We start from the raw sequence: 19804 nt of genomic DNA, 5'->3' as shown, positions 1-19804 counted from the left end.
CCATGGCAGCTGATTCCATCACCTTCATCGGCGGCGGCAACATGGCGCGCAGCCTGATCGCCGGCCTGATCCGCCAGGGCGTGCCCGCCACGCACATCCACGTGGCCGAACCGGTTGCAGCGTTGCGCGAGTCGCTGGCTGCCGACTTCGGCGTGCAGGTGCACGACAACGCAACCGATGCCGCCGCACAGGGCGGCACCTGGCTGCTCGCGGTGAAACCGCAGGTGCTGCGCGAGGTCTGCCAGTCGCTGCAGGCACTGGCCCAGGCAAACCGGCCGCTGGTGGTGTCGATCGCCGCCGGCATCACCAGTGCGCAGCTGGAACGCTGGCTGGGAGGCAACCTGCCGGTGGTGCGTGCAATGCCCAACACGCCGGCCCTGCTCGGCGCCGGCGTGACCGGCCTGTACGCCACGCCGTCGGTGGACGCGCAGCAGCACGCGCAGGCCGAACAGGTGCTGGCCAGCGCCGGGCGCACGGTGTGGATCGAACGCGAGGCACTGATGGATTCGGTCACCGCCGTGTCCGGCAGCGGGCCGGCCTACGTGTTCCTGCTGGCCGAAGCGATGGAAGCGGCGGGTATCGCCCAGGGCCTGCCGGCCGACGCCGCGCGCGCGCTGGTGGTGCAGACCCTGCTGGGTGCCTCGCGCATGCTGGATGAAGCCGGCGAAAGCCCGGCCGAACTGCGCCGTCGCGTGACCTCGCCGAACGGCACCACCCAGGCTGCGATCGAGAGCTTCCAGGCCGGTGGTTTCGAAGCACTGGTGGATACGGCACTGCGCGCCGCCCAGGTGCGTGGGCAGGAACTGTCTGCGGCGAATGATTGATCCCCTGGGGTCAGATCCCTTTGCCAAGGCAAAGGGATCTGCCCCCATCTACCCTGATGATCACCGCCCCAATGTGGCCATGACGAAATCCACGAAGCACTGCAAGCGCGGGCGCGGGCGTCGGTCGGGCAGGTAGATCAGGTGCATCGGTCGCGGTTCGGGCAGGTAGTCGCGCAGCAGCGGCTTCAAGCGCCCTGCTGCAATTTCCCCCGCCAACAGCGCGGTGGGCTGCAACACCAACCCGGCCCCGGCCACGGCGGCTTCGCGCAGCGCGACACCATCATTGCAGGTGAGCCGCGCCTCCCAGTCCACCTGCTGGCCATTGGCCAACTGCCAGCCATGCCCACCGCGCCAGGCCAGATGGCTCAGGCAGTCGTGCCCTTGCAGGTCATCCGGTGTTCGCGGCGTGCCGCGCCTGCGCAGGTAAGACGGCGCCGCGCACAGGCTCATCGCATACGGCGGCAGCGGCCGCGCCACCACCTCCTGCGATGGCAACGGCCCGACCCGGATCGCCACGTCGAAGCCATCTTCGATCAGGTCCACGCGGCGGTTGCTCAGGTCCAGCTCGATATTCAACTGCGGCTGCGCGCGCAGCAGGCCGGCCAGCTGCGGCGCCAGCACGCAGCTGCCCCAGGTGGTGGGCGCGCTGACCCGCAACAGGCCACGCGGCTGCACCTGCAAGCCAGCCACATCGGCCTCGGCCTGCTGCACCTGCTCCAGCACCTGCCGGCACCCGGCCAGGTAGGCGCTGCCGGCTTCGGTCAGGCGCTGGCGGCGGGTGTTCCGTTGCAGCAGCGCGGTGCCCAGGTGCGCCTCCAACTGCTGGATGTACTTGCCCACCATCACCGCCGACACCTGCAGCTGTTCGGCGGCGCCGGCGAAGCTGCCGCACTCAGCTACCGCCACGAAGGCCTGCATGCAGCGAAGGGTATCCATTGCTAATCCAGGGTTAGGAATCAGCGAAGCATACGCTGCTTACCTAACTCCACTGTGACGGCGCAGACTGCGCTCACTCCCACACGCAAGGAACGGCCATGAAGATCCTCCTCGTCGGTGCCAGCGGCACCCTCGGCCAGGCAGTTGCCCGCCAGCTCGGGCCTCAGCACCAGATCCTCGCGGCCGGCCGCCACAGCGGCGAGCTGCGCGTGGACCTGACCGACGACGCCAGCGTTGCCGAGCTGTTCGCGCGTACCGGCCAGGTCGATGCGGTGATCTCCACCACCGGCTCGGTGCATTTCGGCCCCCTGAAGGACATGACGCCGGCACAGTTCAACAGCGGCCTGCAGGACAAACTGCTGGGGCAGGTGCGATTGGCACTGGCCGCCCAGCACCACCTGAACGCTGGCGGCTCGATCACCCTGACCAGCGGCATCATCAGCGCGCAGCCGATCCGCGACGGCGTCAACGCCACCGCGGTGAACGCCGCACTGGAAGGCTTCGTGCGCGCCGCCGCACTGGAGCTGCTGCCGCGCGGCCTGCGCATCAACGTGGTCAGCCCGAACGTACTGATCGAATCGATGGCGGCCTACGGCCCCTACTTCCCGGGCTTTGAAGCGGTAAGCGCGCAACGCGCGGCGCTGGCCTTCCAGCGCGCGGTGGAAGGCATCCAGAGCGGCGAAACGATCACGGTCTGGTAAGAAAAAGGGGACGGAGGGGATTAAGTCGTTTGTGCACTTGCGACTTAATCCCCTCCGTCCCCTTTTTCATTCCCAGCGCATCGGGCCGTCGCCGCGTTCGCCGAGGACGTCGCCCGGGTTGGCCAGGCGACAATGCTGCAGCGACAGGCAGCCACAGCCGATGCAGCCGGTCAGTTCATCACGCAGCAACTGCAGCATGTGGATGCGCTCTTCCAGCTCGGTGCGCCAGCGCGCGGACAGCTTGGCCCAGTCGGCCTTGGTTGGGGCGCGGCCTTCGGGCAGGCTCTCGAAGGCGCGACCGACCGCCTCCAGCGGCATGCCCACCCGCTGCGCCACGCGGATCACCGCCAGCCGGCGCAGCACATCCCGGCTGTAACGGCGTTGGTTGCCTGAGGTACGCAGGCTGCTGATCAGCCCCTTGCGCTCGTAGAAATGCAGTGCGGAAACGGCCACGCCACTGCGCTGGGAAACCTCGCCAACGCTGAGTTCCTGGGATGCCATTGCTTGACCTCAACTACAGTTGAGGTGGCATGCTGCTATCTTCGCCGCCCGTTGACAAGCGCGGCCCGCATCTGACCCGTATGACCCCGACCCTCTCTCCCACCGATGCCCGCCTGCCGGCGGACACCTCGATCCTGTCCGCTCGCTACCGCGCCACCACCATCGGCATGGTCGCGCTGGTCGCGCTGCACGCCTTCGAAGCACTGGCCGTCGCGGCCGCCATGCCCACCGTGGCCGAAGCACTCGATGGCCTGCGCCTGTACGCGCTGGCCTTTGGCGGCACCCTGGCCACCAGTGTGATCGGCATGACCCTGGCGGGTCGCTGGGCCGATCGCCACGCCCCCGCGCGGCCACTCTGGTACGGCCTGGCCTGCTTCGTGCTGGGCCTGTTGCTGGCCGGCTTTGCGATGCGCATGGGCATGCTGGTGGCCGGGCGCCTGATGCAGGGCCTGGGCGCGGGTGCGATTTCGGTCTCGCTGTACGTGATGGTTGGCCGCAGTTACCCCGAGCATCTGCGACCGAAGGTGTTCGCCGCGTTCTCCGCAGGCTGGGTGGTGCCGTCGATGGTCGGCCCGGCATTGAGTGGCCTGATCGTGCAGCATCTCGGCTGGCGCTGGGTGTTCCTGGCGGTGCCGCTGCTGGCGATACCGGCGGCACTGCTGCTGCGCCCGGCACTGGCGCGCATGCAGTCCACCGTGACCGCCAGCGATGACAAAGGGCGCGGCAAGATCGTGCGCTGGGCCAGTGGTGCGTCGCTGGCGGCGTTACTGCTCTACGTCGGCGGGCAGCAGCAGGGCATTGCTGCCCTGCTCTGCATCGGCGTGGCGATGCTGGGGCTGCTGTTCTGCGTGCATCGGCTGCTGCCGGCCGGAACCCTGATCCTGCGCCGCGGCCTGCCCAGCGTGATCGCACTGCGCGGCGTTGCTGCGGCGGCGTTCTTCGCCTGCGAGGCCTATCTGCCCCTGCTGCTGCAGCGCGAACGCGGGCTCTCGCCCAGCTGGGCCGGCGCAGTGCTCAGCCTTGGTGCGCTGGGCTGGTTCGCCGGCTCCTGGCTGCAGGGCCACCAGCAGCGCGGCTGGTCACGCCAGCAGCTGCTGCGCGTTGGCACGGTGATGATGACGTTCGGCATCGCCGCAACGCTGGCCGTGCTGTTCAACCCGATGCCGCTGCCGGTCGCGCTGGTCGGCTGGGCCGTGACCGGCTTCGGCATGGGCATGATCTACGCGAGCCTGTCGGTGCTCACTCTGTCGCTGTCAGCGCCGCATGAGCAGGGCGCCAACACCTCGGCCCTGCAGCTGAGCGAGGCGTTGTCGGTGACCACCGCGCTGGCGGTCTCCGGTGCGTTGTTCGCCCTGTTCGTGGAAACCGCGCCGCACACCGGCTACCTGCTGTGCCTGGCGATCACTTTCGGCCTGGCGGTGCTGGCCGCGGTAATCGCGCGGCGGGTGTAGCCCGCCACATTACGGTGGTGCCGGCCGCTGGCCGGCAACCTCCACGCACGCAGGAATCCCGTGATGATGCCGGCCAGCGGCCGGCACTACCTGGCAGCGGCGCCCATGTCATCGATGTCCCGATGCAGGATGCGGCGCACTTCCAGCACGGCCTGCGGGGTCTCCTGCACGCTGTGGCCGGAAATGATCACCTTCTCCGACAGCGCACCCGGCAGGTGCGCGCTCCAGTACGGCACCAGCCCGTCATCGGACTTCTCCACCGGCAGTTCCGGTTTGCGCTGGGCGATGATCGAGTGGTACTTCAGGCCCGCTTCGATCGGCAGATGCGCGGCAGCCTTCACGAACGGATCGCTGGCCTTGAGGTTGTCGATGCTGTTCGGGATCTTCGGCTTGGCGGTGCCATCGACCTGCTGCTCGGCCTGTGCCAGCGCCATGAACACGTCCTCGAACTTGCCGAGGATGGTCAGCGGCAGGCGTACCAGGCGCCCGATCAGGCGGCCGACCTTGTTGCCGGCGATATCGGTGCCCTGGTGCGGCGCGGCGATGAAGATCGCGCGCTCCACGTTCGGCTGTGCCTTGAAATGCAGCAGTGGGCCCAGCTTGGTCTGCACCCGCTTCAGCCGCTCGCCCTTCAGGTCGTAGTTGGCCAGCAGGTCATCCCACAGCACATCACCGGAGTCGCTCACGAGGAGGCGCGCGAGCACGCCGCCCATGCTGTGACCGATATAGACCATGTCCTTCGATGCGCGCGTGGTGCCATTGGGATCGAAGTGCTTCAGCGTGTCGTTGAACGCGTTGGCGATCTCGTAGCGGTTCAGCGCGATCGGTGCATTGGTCGGGTAATAGACCTGCCACACCTGGAACTGCTGGCGCAGCTCAGGGTCGCCCATGATCTCGTTGGCCAGGTTCACCCAGGCTTCCGGGCTGCTGGCCAGGCCGTGCAGCATGAAGATGATGCGGCGGTTCGGGTCCCACGGCTGCATCAGGTAGATGTGCGGCTCGCCGATACCCTCACTCATGCCGAACAGGGTACGCAGCGACTGCCGGGCGAAGCCACTCTGCGCCAGCCACAGGCCATAGGCGGCGGTGAAATTGCCGGCCAGCGGCACCTGCTCGCCGTGCAGGGTGATGCGCTCGGTGGCTTCCGGCGAATAGGCATCCAGTTCAACCCGGCGCGTCCGCATCACATCGTCCAGGCTGCTGCCTTCGAAACGCAGCAACGCGGTGACGTTGATCGAGGACATCTCGCTGAACTCGGGCACTGAATCGTCATGCCGATGACGGCGGCCACGACGCTCGTCATCGTCATCATCCGCTGCCGTTTCGGCCTTCGGGCCATCCGGCGCGATCACCGGGGCGACCAGCTTGGGCGGATCCATCACCATCACCAGCTCGGCGCCGAAACCATCGCGACGATAGGTGCTGCGCAGGCCAACGAAGCTGACGGTGCCGGCCGGCACCAGCTGCGCAGGAATGCTCTTCAGGCCCAGCTGCTGGTAGTTCGACGCCAGCGACCAGCTGCCGACGGTCAGCGGCTTCGTGTAGTCCTCGCCGGCCAGCGCCGCCGCACGCGCACGCACGAACAGCACCACCGCCGCCTTCTCGGCGGCGTAGTTGTAGTAGTCGCGCACCTGTGTCTGCCGGTCCTCGAAGGCACGGTCGGACGGCGAGCGGCCGCTGTAGAACAGGTAGGCATAGGCGTAGCGCGCGGCTTCCAGCCAGGCGTCCAGCGCCGCATCGCTCATCGGCGGATCGCCGGCGGCGGTCTTTTTCGGCGTCAGCGCCAGCGCGGCCTTCACCCACAGTTCGGACAGCGCCGACAGCCGCTGCTCGACATTGAGATCGTCGGTCATCAGCAGCGTACTGCGGCAGACCAGGAAGTCCTTCTCGCACTGCGATTCATCCAGGCCCGCTGCGCTGAGTGTCTCGCGCGCGGCCGGGCTGAGCTTGCCGGTGTTGAGCACGTCGGCACGCTTGTTGACCAGCGAATCGCTGGACGTGACCTGCTTGACGGTCACCATCGCGCAGCCGCTGCTGCCCAGCAGCAGGAAGGCGGCGAACAACACCGGCAGCGCACGCTGCCAGCGGATCGGGGGGAGTCGAGTCATTACTGCGGGTCCTGCTCGGTACCAGGCACACCCTGGCGGATCACGGTGGAGAAGTGGTCGCCGCTGCCCAGGTCGAGCGCACGCTGGGTGATGCGGCCCTTGTCATGCAGTTCGGCATAAGGCACGCCCGGGGTGAGCGCACCGACCTCCTGCGCATACTCGGCCAGATACCCGGACAGCAGCAGGCGGTAGTCCAGCGGCAGGCGCGGCGCAATGTGGCGGGCCAGGTCGAAGACGATGGTGGTGCAGTTGCTGGTGAGCGTGTTGTAGAAGCCCGGCTTCGCATCCAGTTCGCGCGCCTGCGCGATGTACGCGGCAAACAGTTCCTTCAACTGCGCGTGATCCATGCCGTGCAGGCGGTACAGATAGACATCCTCGCCACGCGCGTTGGTGCGGGTACGGATGATGTCGGTCTCCTCCGAGGCCACCAGGGTCATCTCGAACTTGCGGAAGAAGCCGCCCAGCGCCGAGAACGATTCGCCGCGTTCCTTGCGGATCTCCAGCGAGAACACCACGTGGCGCCCATCCTCGAAGCCAAACGAGATGAGGGTGTGGGCGATCGCCGGGCCCATCCAGTACGACAGCACCAGGTCGGCCGAGCGCAGCTGGTCCAGGTCGTACTCGCGACGCACCCAGTGCGCGTCGTAGTCGGTCTCGCTGCGCCAGGTGAAATCACGCACATTGTCGAACACCACGTGGCGCCCGTCGAAGGACACCACATGCAGGCGCTGGGCCACGTCATCGGCCCATACGCGGTCCTGGCGTGGGGTCAGCAGCAGCCACCACAGGCCGGCCAGCGCCAGCGAAGCGCCGAACGCCATGCCGAGGCGACGGTTGCTGCGACCACGCGCAACCCGCCACGACGCCCACAGCGCAACCAGCAGCCACAGCACCGCAATGCCGTTCGCCAACCAGCCCGGCCCCGGCATCTGATAGGCCAACAGCCCGGTCACCCACAACGCTGCAAGCGCCATGGCACTTCCTGTCATCCAACGTCCTGCGGCTTTCACTGGCATCCTGTCGCGGTCCCGAAGCCGCATAGTTAGCCACAAGCGGGTTCACCGTGGCATCTACGGCCCGTTCAGGCACGCCAGCGCACCGTCTGCAGCGGCCCCCGCGGCCCGATGGATCACTCAGGAGCAATGATGGGCATCACTTCAGTGGCCGGCGTTCCGGTCCAACCCCAGCACCGCGCAACCTGCCACTGCGGCACGGTCGAGCTGCTGCTGGACCTGCCGGACGGCATCGTCGATCCCCGCCGCTGTGACTGCTCGATGTGCCGGCGCCGTGGCGCCATCGCCGCCAGCGTCACCCGCGGCGGCCTGCAGGTGGTGCGCGGGCAGCATCACCTGCAGAAGTACCAGTTCAACACCCATGTGGCCGAACACTATTTCTGCGGTGTGTGCGGCATCTACACCCATCACCGGCGCCGCTCCAACCCCGATCAGTACGGCTACAACGTGGCATGCCTGGAAGGCATCGACCCGTTTGCGCTGGGCATCATCCCGGTCAACGACGGCGTCAACCACCCGGCCGACCGAGGCGCCTAGTGGCGCGTGCGCCGCGGCGGCGTGGCGATCTTCTGCCAAGGCGCCATGCCGCTGCGCCCGGCCCGCACAGGGCGTTTCAGCCAGGGCCGGCGTGGCGGTGCCTGCGGCGCGTCCGCGACCGGGGGAAGAAGTGGTCTACGGCCGGGCCAGAGATGGTCGAGCAGCCACATGGCGGGTCTCCGTGGGGGACGGGGACGATCGAGACTAGGCCCGGATCGGCATAGGGCGCGTGACGCGGCGACGACCGCCGGATGACACGCCATTGAGAATCATTTGCATCAATCAAGAGCAATCCCGATAATCCGCGGCGATCTTCCATGGACCGACCGCCATGCCTGCCCGCCACACCCTGCTCTGCCTTGCCCTGGCGATGCCAGGCGTCCTCACCGCACCACTGGCTACGGCAGCGGAAACACCGGACGCCCGGACTCTGGACCGCGTCAGCGTCGTGGCCGACCGCGCCAGTACCGCGACCAAGACCGATACCGCACTGACCGCGACGCCACAGGCGATCAGCGTGGTCACCCAGCAGCTGTTCACCGATCGCGGCGCGCACAACCTGCAGGAGGTGCTGCGCTACAGCGCCGGCGTCACCGCCGACGCCTGGGGCCTGGATACCCGCAACGACGCTACGTCGGTACGCGGCCTGGACCCGGTGCAGTATGTGGATGGCCTGCGTCGCAGCTATGGCTTCAGCCCGCTCGCGCGACCGGAGATCTACGGCCTGGAGCGGGTGGAAGTGCTGCGCGGACCGTCTTCGGTGCTGTACGGCGCTGGCGCGACCGGCGGCATCATCAACGCCATCAGCAAGCGCCCCACTTTCGGTGCGGCACGCGGGGAGCTCGCCGTGCAGCTGGGCAGCTTCGATCGTAGGCAGCTGCAGGGTGACGTCGGTGGCGCACTGAACGAGGCAGGCTCCCTGGCCGGTCGCCTGGTCGGGCTGGTACGCGCCTCCAACATGCAGACCGACACGCTCAAGGATGACCGCGTCTACCTGGCACCGTCGATCAGCTGGCGCGGCGAACGCAGCACCTTGACCCTGCTGGCCAGCTACCAGCATGACAAGACTGGCTCCAGCCAGCAGTTCCTGCCGCTGGCCGCAACCCTGCTGGCGCCACCCGGGCGTCGCCTGGATCCCTCCACCTTCATCGGCGACCGCGACTTCGATCGCATCGATTCACGCGTCTACAGCCTGACCGCACTGTTCGACCACAGCTTCAACGACGTGCTCAGCCTGCGCTCGGCCGTGCGCTACATCGATGGCAGAACAACGCTGCAGCAGATGTATGTGGACAGCTACAGCAACCCGGCCGATCCGTTCATCGACGCCGCACGTCGCGTGGTCAATCGCACGGCCTATGGCACCCGCCCGGACGTGCAGATCCTCAGCGCCGACAACGCGCTGCAGTTCGATTTCGCCACCGGCGCCTTCCAGCACCTGCTGCTGGCCGGCGTCGACTACAGCCAGTACAAGGAGCAACTGCAGCGCCTGGATGCCACCGGCACGCCGATCGACATCTACGCGCCGGTCTCGGTGGCGCCGACCGTGCGTGGCTGGGAACGCCAACCCGACCAGACCTCCACCCAGCTGGGCCTGTACGTGCAGGATCAGATCCGCTGGGCCGACCGCGTGTCGCTGGTGCTCGGTGCGCGGCGTGACCATGCACGCTCGAAGACTGAGGGCCAGCCCAGCCAGACCGACAACGCCACCACCTATCGCGCCGGCCTGATCGGCGAACTGGGCGCCGGGGTGTCGCCCTACCTGAGCTACAGCGAATCGTTCCTGCCGGTTACCGGCCAGGACCTGTTCGGCCAGGCCTTCAAGCCGATGCGCGGCCGCCAGAGCGAGGCTGGCATCAAGTGGCAACCGGCACGCAACCTGCTGCTGACGATGGCGGCGTACCGCATCACCGAAACCAACCGGCAGACCAACGACCCGGACAACGTGTTGAACGTGGTGCAGACCGGGCAGATCCGCTCCAAGGGCATCGAGCTGGAAGGCCAGTTCCGGTTCGCCAACGACCTCACGGTGACGGCAGCGCTCGCCCGCAACGAGGCCGAAGTCAGTCGCAGCAACTTCGCGCTGGAAGTCGGCCAGCGCCTCAACGACACCCCGCAGGACCTGGCCTCGGCCTGGGTGTCCAAGGGCTTCCAGCTGGACGATGCCGCACGCCTGCGCCTGGGCCTGGGCGTGCGCCATGTCGGCAACACGGTCTCGCTGGGCAACGGCGGGCGCATCATCACCCCCAGCTACACGCTGGCCGATGCACTGCTGGAAGTACAGGTGACCGACTGGACGATGGCCCTGAACATCACCAACCTCACCGACAAGCGCTACTACGCACCGTGCCGTACCTTCGGCGACTGCTTCGCAGGTTATCCGCGCGTGGTGACCGGCACCATCAGCTACCGGTTCTGATCACCGTCAACGCTGGCCGCCGCAGCAGCAGGTGCAACAGCACCGCGCATGCGGCGGTCAGCAGCGCCAGTACACGCAGCAGCAGTGCCAGCGCCTCGGCGCTGACCTGCTGCAGCTGCTCGCCGCTCATCCCCGGCAGCAGCGCCGTAGCCTGCGCGAGGGACCCGCTCGCCAGATAAGCGCCGGCACGCGCCAACGACGCGGGCGAAGCCCCTTGCAGCTGCCGACCGATCAGCAGCGCGAGCAGTGCAGTCACCGCAGCCAACGCGATGCCTTCGCCGGCCACCCGCACGGTTCCGAAGATGCCTGCGGCCATGCCCGCACGTTGCACCGGTACCACGCTCACCGACAGCCCATCCATCAGCCCCCACGGCAACGCCGTTCCTGCGCCGACCAGCATCAGCAACGGTACCCACTGCGAGGGCGATGGGTGCGACGCCTCCCGCGACAGCAGGTACAGGCCGGAGGCACACACCAGCAGGCCCAGCATGCACAGCCGCGCATTTCCCACGCGCTCCGCCCAGCGCGCGGCAAGCAAGGGCAGCACAAGCATGGGTGCGGACAGGGCCAGCATCTGCAGCCCCACCTGTGTCGGGCTCTGTCCATGTACGCCGAGCAGCTGCAGGGGCAGTACGACCAGCAACACCACGTAGCCGAAGCAGGTCGCCACCGGCAGCAGCTGGACGCCGAGGAACGCCGGTTGCGAGAACAGTGAGAGGTCCAGCAACGGTGCTGGGTGCCGCCGTTCGATGCTGACGAACACCCCGCCCAACAACAGCGTCGCCAGCAGCGCCAGTTGCCCGCGCACGGCATGCAGGCCGAACTCGCCCAGCCACAGCAGGGCCAGGGTCAACGCCGCCAGCGTCAGGCTGAAACTGAGCATGCCGCCGATATCCAGCCGTCGGCGCTCGCCATGGCTTTCAGGCAACGCGCGCGCGCCCAGGCCGAAGGCCACCAACGTCAGCACACCGCCCGCGGCGAACACACTGCGCCATCCCAGTACCTGCAACAGCAGGCCCGCGAGCAGGGGCCCCAACGCCAGCCCCGTGCCGAACGTCGTGCCCAGCAGGGCGAAGACCCGGGCACGCGCCGGCCCCTGCCAGGCTTGTGCCAGCAGGGCCGTGCCGGATGCCAACGCCGCTGCAGCGGCAACACCCTGCAACCCGCGCGCCAGATCCAGCCACAGCAGCGAGGGTGCAAGGCAGACGACGGCGGTGGCGGTGGTGAAGCCCGCCGTGCCCAGCAGGAACAGCCGCCTACGGCCATATCGATCGGCCAAGCCGCCTGCAGCGAGCAACAGACTGCCGAAGGCAAGCATGAAGGCGTTGGTCACCCAGGCCAACGCGGTGGGCGATGCCGCTGCGGAACGGGCCAGCGCCGGCACCGCGACTGCACCGGCAGAAAAGGACAACGGCAACGCCAGCGCGGCAAGGCAGACCGCAAGCAGGGCCCAGCGCTGCTGCGCGCGGACAGGTACAGGGAGCATCGAATCCGGGGCCATACGGGCCTCCATCCATCAGGGGCATTGATGATGGACAGGCCGCTATTCCAGAAAAACAGGCTCGATGGACGTTGATTACGGCCAACCATTCCGCAATCATGCTCTCCATGGACTCCATCTCCGCCCTGCTCGCCTTTGTCCGCACCGCGGAGGCAGGCAGCATCGTCGGTGCGGCCCGCGTACTCGGCCTGTCAGCCTCGGCCGTCGGCAAGCGCATCGCCCGCCTTGAGCTCGACCTGGGCACGCGCCTGTTCCAGCGCACCACCCGCCGCGTGCACCTCACCGACGAAGGCGAACTGCTGCTGCAGCGCTGCCGGCGTGCGCTGGACGAACTTTCCGAAGCGCAGGCAGATCTGGCGCAGCGACAGCACGCCCCCAGCGGACTGCTGCGCATCGGCCTGCCCACCATCGGCTACCGCTTCCTGCTGCCGGTGCTGCCCGGCTTCCAGCAGCGCTACCCGCGGGTACAGCTGGAACTGGACTTCAACGACCGCATCGTCGATGTGGTCAGCGAAGGTCTCGACGCGGTGATACGCAGTGGTGAACTGGCCGATTCCAGCCTGACCGCACGGCGGCTGGGCGGTTTTCGTTTCATCCTCTGTGCCGCGCCGGGCTACCTGCAGGCGCACGGCACGCCCGGCGATGTGGACGACCTGCGCATGCATACCGCGCTGCGCTTCCGTTACCCCACCACCGGAAAGCTGCATCCGTGGCAGCTGCCGGGCATCGAAGGCGATGCCGGGGCGCGGCTTCCCACGGCGATGACCTGCAACAACATGGAAGCCGTGCTGGCCGCGGCGATCGGATGCATGGGCCTGGCCTGGATGCCTGACTTCCTCGCCGCTGACGCGCTGGCCGATGGCCGCCTGCAACGGGTATTGCCTGCGCTGCCCACGCACCAGGGGCAGTTTTCGTTGCTATGGCCCGGTGGGCGCCATCCCAGTGCACGCCTGCGGGTGTTCATCGACTATGCCGTTGCCAACCTGTTCCGCGGCGACGAGGCGTAGCGGATCCACCAGATCAGTTCGCACCCGCCGTCTGCAGGAAATTGTCCAGCACCGGCGACGGTGATTCCGGGCGCACGCAGAACTGCAGGGCGAAACGGGCGGCTTCGCTCTCCAGCACGCGATAGACGATCTCCTGCGGGCGGAAGCTCGCCATGCTGGCTGGAACGATTGCCACGCCAGCGTCCACCGCCACCAGCGACAACACCGCATGCATGCCCTGCGCTTCCTGCACCACGCGCGGGGTGAAGCCCGCAACGGTGCACAGACCCAGCACCTGCGCGTGGAAGCCGATGCCCTCGCCCGCCGGCCATGAAACGAACGGTTCGTTGGCCAGCATCGCCACACTGACCTCCGGCGCATCGGCCAACGCATGTGCACGCGGCAGCGCAATCGCCAGGCGATCGTGGTCGAAGTCGTGCAGCAGCAGCTCGGCGGCGGGAATCGGTGGAATCAGCACGCCGACGTCGATGCGCTGCTCACGCAGCCACAGTTGCTGCTGGCGCGACGTGGCTTCCTGCAGGTGCAGCTGTACCTGCGGGTACTGCTGGCGGAAGCGGCGGATCAGGCCAGGCAGGCGCCCATACAGTGCACTGCCTACATAACCCACGCGCAGGCTGCCGGACTGCCCCGCTGCAGCCTCGCGGGTGCGCTGCAGCGCCAGCTCGGCCTGCTGCAACGTTGCCCGCGCCTCCACCAGCAGCGTCTGCCCGGCCACGGTCAGGCCCAGGGTGCGGTTGCCGCGCACGATCAGTTCACTTCCGAGTTCGTCTTCCAGCCGTCGTATTGCTGCCGTCAGCGGTGGCTGCGACATGTGCAGGCGCGCTGCGGCGCGGTGGAAATGCAGCTCTTCGGCCACGGCCACGAACTGGCGAAGCAGGCGCAGGTCGATCATCTCGGTGCAGGCAGTGGGAACCTGCCTAGGGTACGCCGTCAGCTGCGCGCGTCCACACTGGCGCGGGCAATGGCCGGCCACTGCAGTGCGACCGATTCGATGCTGTCAGCAACCACCGCACGCAGATCGCGCGGGTACGCCACATGCTCGGCTTCCTGCAGGCGCAGTGCATGGAACTGCCCGTTGCTGGCACGCAGTGCCCACCCACCCTCCTGGCAGCGCGTGGATGCCAGATAGGCCACCCCTTGCGCAACAGCTTCCGGATGCAGTTCGTCGGGCTCGCCTTCGATGCCCCACATGCGGGTCTTCGCCACCGGCGAAACCGCGTTGACCACGATGCCATGCTCGGCGCCTTCCAGCGCCAGCACATTGACCAGGCCAAGCGCGGCCAGCTTGCCCATCGCATAGGCGGACAGTCCGCGCTGTGCGTACTGGGGATACAGCGCGCGATCGGACGTCGTGATGACGATGCGGCCACCGCCGGCCGCACGCATCGCGGGCCACGCCGCCTGCGCCAGCCACAACGGCGTCTTCGCCGCCAGGCACAGCATCTGCTCCAGCGCCTCGTCCTCGACCGCTTCCAGCGGCTGGTACTCGACCCAGCCCGCGTTGTGGATCAGGAAGTCGATGCGCCCGTGCGTCTGCAGCAGCTCCTGCACCAGCGCATGGCAACCGTCGCGATGGTCGATGGGACCGCTTGCGGCCTGCACCGGCAGACCCCGCGCCCGCAACACATCGACGCTGCGCAGGATGCGCTGCGGGTCAGCGCCTCGGCCATCGGTACCGGCACCGACGTCATGCATCAGCACCTGCGCACCGCGCTCGGCCAGCAGGCGGCTGTAGGCCAGGCCCAGTCCACCGGCGGCACCCGTCACCAGGCCAACCTGGCCTTCAAAGGAAATTCGGGAAATCGGCTGCATCTGCACAGCTTCGGCCAAGTACCCAGGTTGCGGCCAATACCATTGACCACAGCGCACGATACGCCCGCGCTATCACCGAAAAAGGGGACGGAGGGGATTAAGTCGTTTCAGGCACAGCAGGACGATTACGACTTAATCCCCTCCGTCCCCTTTTTCCTAGCGGCTGAAGCGGCGGGCGCCTGCCACGCAGATCACCGCGACCACGGTCACCAGCACCATGCTGAGGCTGACCGATTCGTGCAGCAGCAGCGCGGCCAGGGCCAGGCCGAAGAACGGCTGCAGCAACTGCAACTGGCCGACAGCGGCGATGCCGCCCTGCGCCAACCCGCGGTACCAGAACAGGAAGCCGATCAGCATGCTGAACACGGCCACGTAGCCCAGCGCCCACCACGCCGAGGCACCGACCGCAGTGAACGAAGCCGGGCGCATCAGCACTGCCAACGGCAGCATCACCGGCGATGCCAGCAGCAGCGCCCAGCTGATCACCTGCCAGCCGCCCAGATGACGGGCCAGCCGGCCGCCTTCGGCATAGCCCAGCCCGCACACCACGATGGCTGCCAGCATCAGCAGGTCAGCTTGCAATGACGCCTCGATGCCGTTGCGCACTGCATAGCCCACTACGCAGGCGCTGCCCAGCAACGAGAACAACCAGAACGCCGGGCGCGGCCGTTCGCCACCGCGCAGCACGCCGAACACGGCCGTACTCAGCGGCAGCAAGCCAAGGAACACGATGGTGTGCGCCGATGACGCATGGCGCAGCGCAAGCGCGGTCAGCAGCGGAAAGCCGACGACCACGCCGAGGCTGACCACCACCAGCCCAGGCAGGTCACCGCGCCGCGGCCACGGCTGGCGCAGCATCAGCAGCAGGCCCAGGCCGAGCACGGCGGCGATGGTGGCGCGTGCGGCAGTGACGAACCCCGCATCCAGCTGCAATACCGCCAGCCGGGTGGCCGGCAATGAGCCCGCGAAGATCACCACACCAATGAAGCCATTGATCCAACCACTCGCCGACCGTTCCACGCCTGTGATCCTGAAGTGCCAGGCGACGCCTGGCGGAGCCTGTATGGAAGCATCCAGAGCGGAACCGCCCCAGCTACAATCCAGTACAGTCGCAAAGAACTGTACTGCCCACACTTCCACTACAGTGCTGCCATGCCACGTCCGCTTACCCGCATCGAATCGGTCATCCAGGCCGTCCGCAACCGCATCACCGCGCGGGTGGATGGCCCCGGCTCCCGCCTGCCTTCGGTGCGCGCGCAGGCAGCAGCGATGGGGGTGTCGGTCTCCACGGTGGTCGAAGCCTACGAGCGCCTGGCGGCCGAAGGCCTGATCAGTGCGCGCGCAGGATCCGGCTTCTACGTCAGCGGGCCGGCCGCACCGCTGGCACTGGCCGAGATGGAACCCCGGCTGGACCGCGCGGTGGATCCGTTGTGGGTGTCGCGGCAATCGCTGGAAACCCCGCCGGGCCACCTCAAGCCGGGGTGCGGCTGGATGCCCAGCAACTGGCTGTATCACGATGGCATGCGCCGCGGCCTGCGTCGGCTGGCGCGTGCCGATGCAGTCCATCTGGTCGACTACGCCGGCCCACTCGGGCTGCCCGCGTTGCGCCAGCTGCTGCAGAGGCGCAGCGCGACGCTGGGCATCGATGCACCGATGGAGCAGATCCTGCTGACCGAATCCGGTACGCACGCGGTCGACCTGATCTGCCGTTTCCTGCTCAAGCCCGGCGACTGCGTACTGGTCGATGACCCGAGCTACTTCAACTACCACGCGCTGCTGAAGGCGCACCAGGTACAGGCAGTGGGTGTGCCGTACACGCCCACCGGCCCGGACCTTGAAGCGTTCGAACGTGCATTGCAGGACCATTCGCCGCGGCTGTACATCACCAATTCCGGATTGCACAACCCGACCGGTGCGGTACTTTCGGCCAGCACCGCGCACCGCCTGCTGGGCCTGGCCGAACGCAGCGAGTTGATCATCGTCGAGGACGACATCTTCGCCGACTTCGAACTGCAGCCGGCGCCGCGGCTGGCCGCGCTCGACGGGCTGTCACGTGTGATCCACGTCGGCAGTTTCTCCAAGACGCTGTCGGCAGCTTCGCGCTGCGGCTACATCGCTGCACGCCATGACTGGATCGAAGCGTTGACCGACCTGAAGCTGGCAACCAGCTTCGGCGGTGGCCATCTGGCCGCGCAACTGATGCACATCGCGCTGACCGACAGTGGCTACCGACGCCACATGCAATCGGTGCGTTCGCGCTTGGCCGATGCGCGCCGGCACACGCTGCGCAAGCTGCACACGCTGGGCATCACCCCGTGGCTGCAACCGGAAGCCGGCCTGTTCCTGTGGTGCCAGCTGCCGGATGGCCGCGATTCCGCCGCGCTGGCGCGGCAGTGCCTGCGCGAAGGCATCGTGCTGGCACCGGGCAACGCGTTCAGCCAGTCGCAGCGCGCGGCCGACTATCTGCGCTTCAACGTATCGCAGTGCCAGGACGCACGGATCTGGCAGGTGCTGGCGCGGGCGCTGCGTTGAGCTGGTAATGCGCGACCAGCGCATCCACCACCACGCGTACGCCCGGCAGCAGGCCGCGACGATGCGGCAGCAGCACGCTGGTGGTGACTTCGCCGGCATGCCATGCCGGAAGGACCTGCTGCAGGCGGCCGGCCGCAATCGCCGCAGCACACAGGCCGTGCGGCAACACGGTGATGCCGAGGCCCGCCTCGGCCGCCGCGATCAGCAGCTGCGACTCATTGCCGACCAGCGCCACCTGCGGCTCCACCTGCACGGTGCGGGCGTCGGCGCTGTGCAGCGTCCAGCGCGTTGCGTGGCGCGCGGTCAGCAGGCCGGCATGTGCGCGTAGCTGCTCGGGCGTATCCACTGCCGGCGCGGCCGCCAGATAGCCAGGGGACGCCACCAGCACGATGCGCTCGCTACCCAGCGAGCGTTGCACCAACCCGGAATCCGGCAGCGGACCGAAATGGCTGCGCAAGGCGATGTCGATGCCTTCCTGCGCCAGATCGATGAAACGATCACTCACTTCGACTTCGATGCGCAGCCGTGGATAGCGGCGGGCCAGTGCAGGCAGGCATGCGGCGAGCTCGCCCTGCACCACCGGAATCGAAGCACTGATGCGCACGGTGCCGCTGGGTTCGGCCTGGCGGTCGCGGACAATGGCCTCGGCCGCCTCTACCTCAGACAACGCCGCGCGTGCACGCTCGAAGAACTCCTGACCGACCTCAGTCAATGCGAAGCGGCGCGAACTGCGCTGCAGCAGCCGCACCTCGAGGTGTTCTTCCAGCAGCGCCACACGCTTGCTCAACGTCGAGCGCGGCAGGCCCAGATGGCGCCCGCCTGCAGCGAACCCGCCCTGCTCCACTGCGGTCACGAACAGGGCCAGATCGTTGAGGTTGAGCATGCGCAACGTCCACAAATGTGGACTTCAGGATGCCATTCGAACTACTTCCGTGGCAATGTCCACGCAGGCACGCTTTCCTCACCCGCCGCATCGCGGCTTGAACCGGAAACCTGCCATGACCCCGATCCTCTTCTACGGCGTGCCCTCGGGTTGCTCGTTCGGCTCCATCGTCGCCCTGGAATGGCTGCGCCAGCCGTATCACCTGTGCCGCATCGACATGCCCGGCCAGGTGCAGAGCGAAGACTACCGTCGCCTCAATCCACTGGGCGAAACACCGACCCTGCGCACTGCGCAGGGCGAACAGCTCAGCGAGAGCCTGGCCATCCTCAACCACCTGGCCGCGAAGGGCATCGCGCAGGGGCTGGGCTTCGCACAGGGCACGTCTGGCTTTGATCGTCTCAACCACCGGCTGGCCTATCTCAACACCAGCTTCTTCGGTGCCTACGCGCCACTCTGGCACGCACTGGAGCATGCGGAAGGCGATGAAGGCGAGGCGCTGCGTGCCTATGGCACGACCAAGGTGCGCCACGCCCATCAGGCGCTGGAGCAGATGATCGGCACAGGCCCCTGGCTGCTGGGCGAGCAGCGCAGCTTCGCCGACGCCTACTTCGCCGGCATCGCGCGCTGGAACGATTACCACCAAGTGGTCGACCGCCGCGAGTTCCCCAGGGTGCAGCAGCTGTTCGAGCGCCTGCAGGACGACGCAGGCGTGCAGTTCGCCCACGCCGTTGAAGCGCAGCGGCCGGCAACCAGCAGCGGCGGCTTCCTCGGCGAGGTGCAACTGCACGACGTGCTTGGGGCCGCGGCGGCCTGAGCCCTGCCCTGCCTGTGCGGCAGCGGCGCGCAATGCCCCTTGCGCGCCGCGCTACAGTGGTATGTCCCCCGCCGCAGGAATCCGCGCATGTCCACGTTCTCCGATCCGCAGGCGGTGGCCCGCTATTCCGAAGCACCGCTGCGCCAGGTGCCCGGTTTCCTCGCGTTGCAGCAGATGAGCCGCCTGCTGCTGGCCGAACGCGTTCCCGCACAGGGCCGCGTGCTGGTGCTGGGTGCCGGGGGCGGGCTGGAGCTGAAAGCCTTCGCCGAGGCGCAGCCGGGCTGGCAGTTGCTGGGCGTGGACCCGGCCGCGCCGATGCTGGCCCTGGCGGAGCAGACACTGGGCCCGTTGAACGCACGCGTCGAACTGCTGGAAGGCTACATCGACGATGCCCCGGACGTGCGCTTCGACGGTGCCAGCTGCCTGTTGACCCTGCACTTCCTTGACGCCGCGCAGCGCCTGCACACGCTCCGCGAGCTGCACCGGCGCCTGCAGCCCGGTGCGCCGCTGGTGGTGGCCCACCACAGCGTGCCGCAGGATCTGGCCGGCAAGCTGCGCTGGTTGCAGCGCTACGCAGCGTTCGCCGAAGCCTCGGGCGTTGCCCACGCCGATGCACAGCGCGCGATCGACGCCATTGCCGAGCGGCTGCCGCTGCTGGCCCCCGAACAGGAAGTGGCGCTGCTGCAGGAGGCCGGCTTCGACGGCGTGGAGCTGTTCTATGCAGGCTTCAGCTTCAAGGGTTGGGTCGCCTACGCCGGGTGATGC

General features: G+C 67.8%; 18 protein-coding genes. 9 read left to right on the top strand and 9 right to left on the bottom strand.

What is annotated here, in order from left to right; translation table 11 throughout:
- The first annotated feature begins 2 nt into the window (after positions 1–2).
- A complete protein-coding gene (gene proC / locus EGM71_RS04835) occupies positions 3–824 on the top strand; it encodes a pyrroline-5-carboxylate reductase (RefSeq protein WP_188488129.1) in 822 nt (273 codons plus the stop codon).
- 60 nt (positions 825–884) lie between these two features.
- Here the strand turns inward: proC and EGM71_RS04830 are convergent, their stop codons facing one another.
- On the bottom strand, positions 885–1760 hold the full coding sequence (locus tag EGM71_RS04830) for a LysR family transcriptional regulator (protein ID WP_188488127.1): 876 nt from the start codon (positions 1758–1760) through the stop codon (positions 885–887).
- 98 nt (positions 1761–1858) lie between these two features.
- Between EGM71_RS04830 and EGM71_RS04825 the strand changes: the two genes are divergently transcribed.
- A complete protein-coding gene (locus EGM71_RS04825) occupies positions 1859–2461 on the top strand; it encodes a short chain dehydrogenase (protein WP_188488125.1) in 603 nt (200 codons plus the stop codon).
- A 66-nt stretch (positions 2462–2527) separates the two neighbouring features.
- Here the strand turns inward: EGM71_RS04825 and soxR are convergent, their stop codons facing one another.
- The gene (soxR, locus tag EGM71_RS04820) at positions 2528–2962 is read right to left on the bottom strand and encodes a redox-sensitive transcriptional activator SoxR (protein ID WP_005415534.1); all 435 of its coding nucleotides are present in this window, start codon (positions 2960–2962) and stop codon (positions 2528–2530) included.
- A gap of 29 nt (positions 2963–2991) precedes the next feature.
- Here soxR and EGM71_RS04815 point away from each other — a divergent pair, with 29 nt between their 5' ends.
- Complete coding sequence (locus tag EGM71_RS04815) at positions 2992–4413, top strand: MFS transporter (protein WP_188488123.1); 1422 nt, start codon at positions 2992–2994, stop codon at positions 4411–4413.
- Between the two features lie 86 nt (positions 4414–4499).
- Here EGM71_RS04815 and EGM71_RS04810 read toward each other — a convergent pair whose 3' ends face one another.
- Both EGM71_RS04810 and EGM71_RS04805 read right to left on the bottom strand, forming a co-directional pair.
- Complete coding sequence (locus EGM71_RS04810) at positions 4500–6521, bottom strand: esterase/lipase family protein (protein WP_188488121.1); 2022 nt, start codon at positions 6519–6521, stop codon at positions 4500–4502.
- Positions 6521–7495 carry a DUF4105 domain-containing protein gene (locus EGM71_RS04805; RefSeq protein WP_188488119.1) on the bottom strand — a complete coding sequence of 325 codons (975 nt, stop codon included), beginning with the start codon at positions 7493–7495 and terminating at the stop codon, positions 6521–6523. Before EGM71_RS04805 ends, EGM71_RS04810 begins: the two co-directional genes overlap by 1 nt.
- Before the next feature lie 171 nt (positions 7496–7666).
- Here EGM71_RS04805 and EGM71_RS04800 point away from each other — a divergent pair, with 171 nt between their 5' ends.
- The gene (locus EGM71_RS04800) at positions 7667–8071 is read left to right on the top strand and encodes a GFA family protein (protein ID WP_188488117.1); all 405 of its coding nucleotides are present in this window, start codon (positions 7667–7669) and stop codon (positions 8069–8071) included.
- 331 nt (positions 8072–8402) lie between these two features.
- Complete coding sequence (locus tag EGM71_RS04795; RefSeq protein WP_188488115.1) at positions 8403–10490, top strand: TonB-dependent siderophore receptor; 2088 nt, start codon at positions 8403–8405, stop codon at positions 10488–10490.
- On the opposite strand, the gene EGM71_RS04790 is transcribed toward EGM71_RS04795, so the two are convergent.
- On the bottom strand, positions 10474–11991 hold the full coding sequence (locus tag EGM71_RS04790) for an MFS transporter (RefSeq protein ID WP_188488113.1): 1518 nt from the start codon (positions 11989–11991) through the stop codon (positions 10474–10476). The two genes, EGM71_RS04795 and EGM71_RS04790, sit on opposite strands and share 17 nt — an antisense overlap.
- A gap of 107 nt (positions 11992–12098) precedes the next feature.
- On the opposite strand from EGM71_RS04790, the gene EGM71_RS04785 reads away from it, so the two are divergent.
- The gene (locus EGM71_RS04785) at positions 12099–12998 is read left to right on the top strand and encodes a LysR substrate-binding domain-containing protein (protein ID WP_188488111.1); all 900 of its coding nucleotides are present in this window, start codon (positions 12099–12101) and stop codon (positions 12996–12998) included.
- A gap of 13 nt (positions 12999–13011) precedes the next feature.
- Here the strand turns inward: EGM71_RS04785 and EGM71_RS04780 are convergent, their stop codons facing one another.
- The 3 genes from EGM71_RS04780 to EGM71_RS04770 form a co-directional block, all read right to left on the bottom strand.
- Complete coding sequence (locus EGM71_RS04780) at positions 13012–13890, bottom strand: LysR family transcriptional regulator (protein WP_188488109.1); 879 nt, start codon at positions 13888–13890, stop codon at positions 13012–13014.
- A gap of 38 nt (positions 13891–13928) precedes the next feature.
- The gene (locus EGM71_RS04775) at positions 13929–14810 is read right to left on the bottom strand and encodes an SDR family NAD(P)-dependent oxidoreductase (protein WP_188488107.1); all 882 of its coding nucleotides are present in this window, start codon (positions 14808–14810) and stop codon (positions 13929–13931) included.
- A 156-nt stretch (positions 14811–14966) separates the two neighbouring features.
- A complete protein-coding gene (locus EGM71_RS04770) occupies positions 14967–15830 on the bottom strand; it encodes a DMT family transporter (protein ID WP_188488106.1) in 864 nt (287 codons plus the stop codon).
- 132 nt (positions 15831–15962) lie between these two features.
- Here EGM71_RS04770 and EGM71_RS04765 point away from each other — a divergent pair, with 132 nt between their 5' ends.
- Positions 15963–17342, top strand: a complete 1380-nt coding sequence (locus EGM71_RS04765) for a PLP-dependent aminotransferase family protein (RefSeq protein WP_188488104.1) — start codon at positions 15963–15965, stop codon at positions 17340–17342.
- On the opposite strand, the gene EGM71_RS04760 is transcribed toward EGM71_RS04765, so the two are convergent.
- On the bottom strand, positions 17281–18225 hold the full coding sequence (locus tag EGM71_RS04760) for a LysR substrate-binding domain-containing protein (protein WP_188488102.1): 945 nt from the start codon (positions 18223–18225) through the stop codon (positions 17281–17283). The two genes, EGM71_RS04765 and EGM71_RS04760, sit on opposite strands and share 62 nt — an antisense overlap.
- 115 nt (positions 18226–18340) lie before the next feature.
- Between EGM71_RS04760 and EGM71_RS04755 the strand changes: the two genes are divergently transcribed.
- Positions 18341–19039: a glutathione S-transferase family protein gene (locus EGM71_RS04755; RefSeq protein ID WP_188488100.1), complete on the top strand. Its 699-nt coding sequence runs from the start codon at positions 18341–18343 to the stop codon at positions 19037–19039.
- 87 nt (positions 19040–19126) lie between these two features.
- The gene (locus EGM71_RS04750; protein WP_188488098.1) at positions 19127–19801 is read left to right on the top strand and encodes a class I SAM-dependent methyltransferase; all 675 of its coding nucleotides are present in this window, start codon (positions 19127–19129) and stop codon (positions 19799–19801) included.
- The last annotated feature ends 3 nt before the right edge of the window (positions 19802–19804 follow it).

The sequence above is a fragment of the Stenotrophomonas maltophilia genome (assembly GCF_006970445.1).
GTDB lineage: Bacteria > Pseudomonadota > Gammaproteobacteria > Xanthomonadales > Xanthomonadaceae > Stenotrophomonas > Stenotrophomonas maltophilia_AU.
The sequence above is the reverse complement of the archived record's forward strand: the minus strand, read 5'-3'. Positions and strand labels throughout refer to the sequence as shown.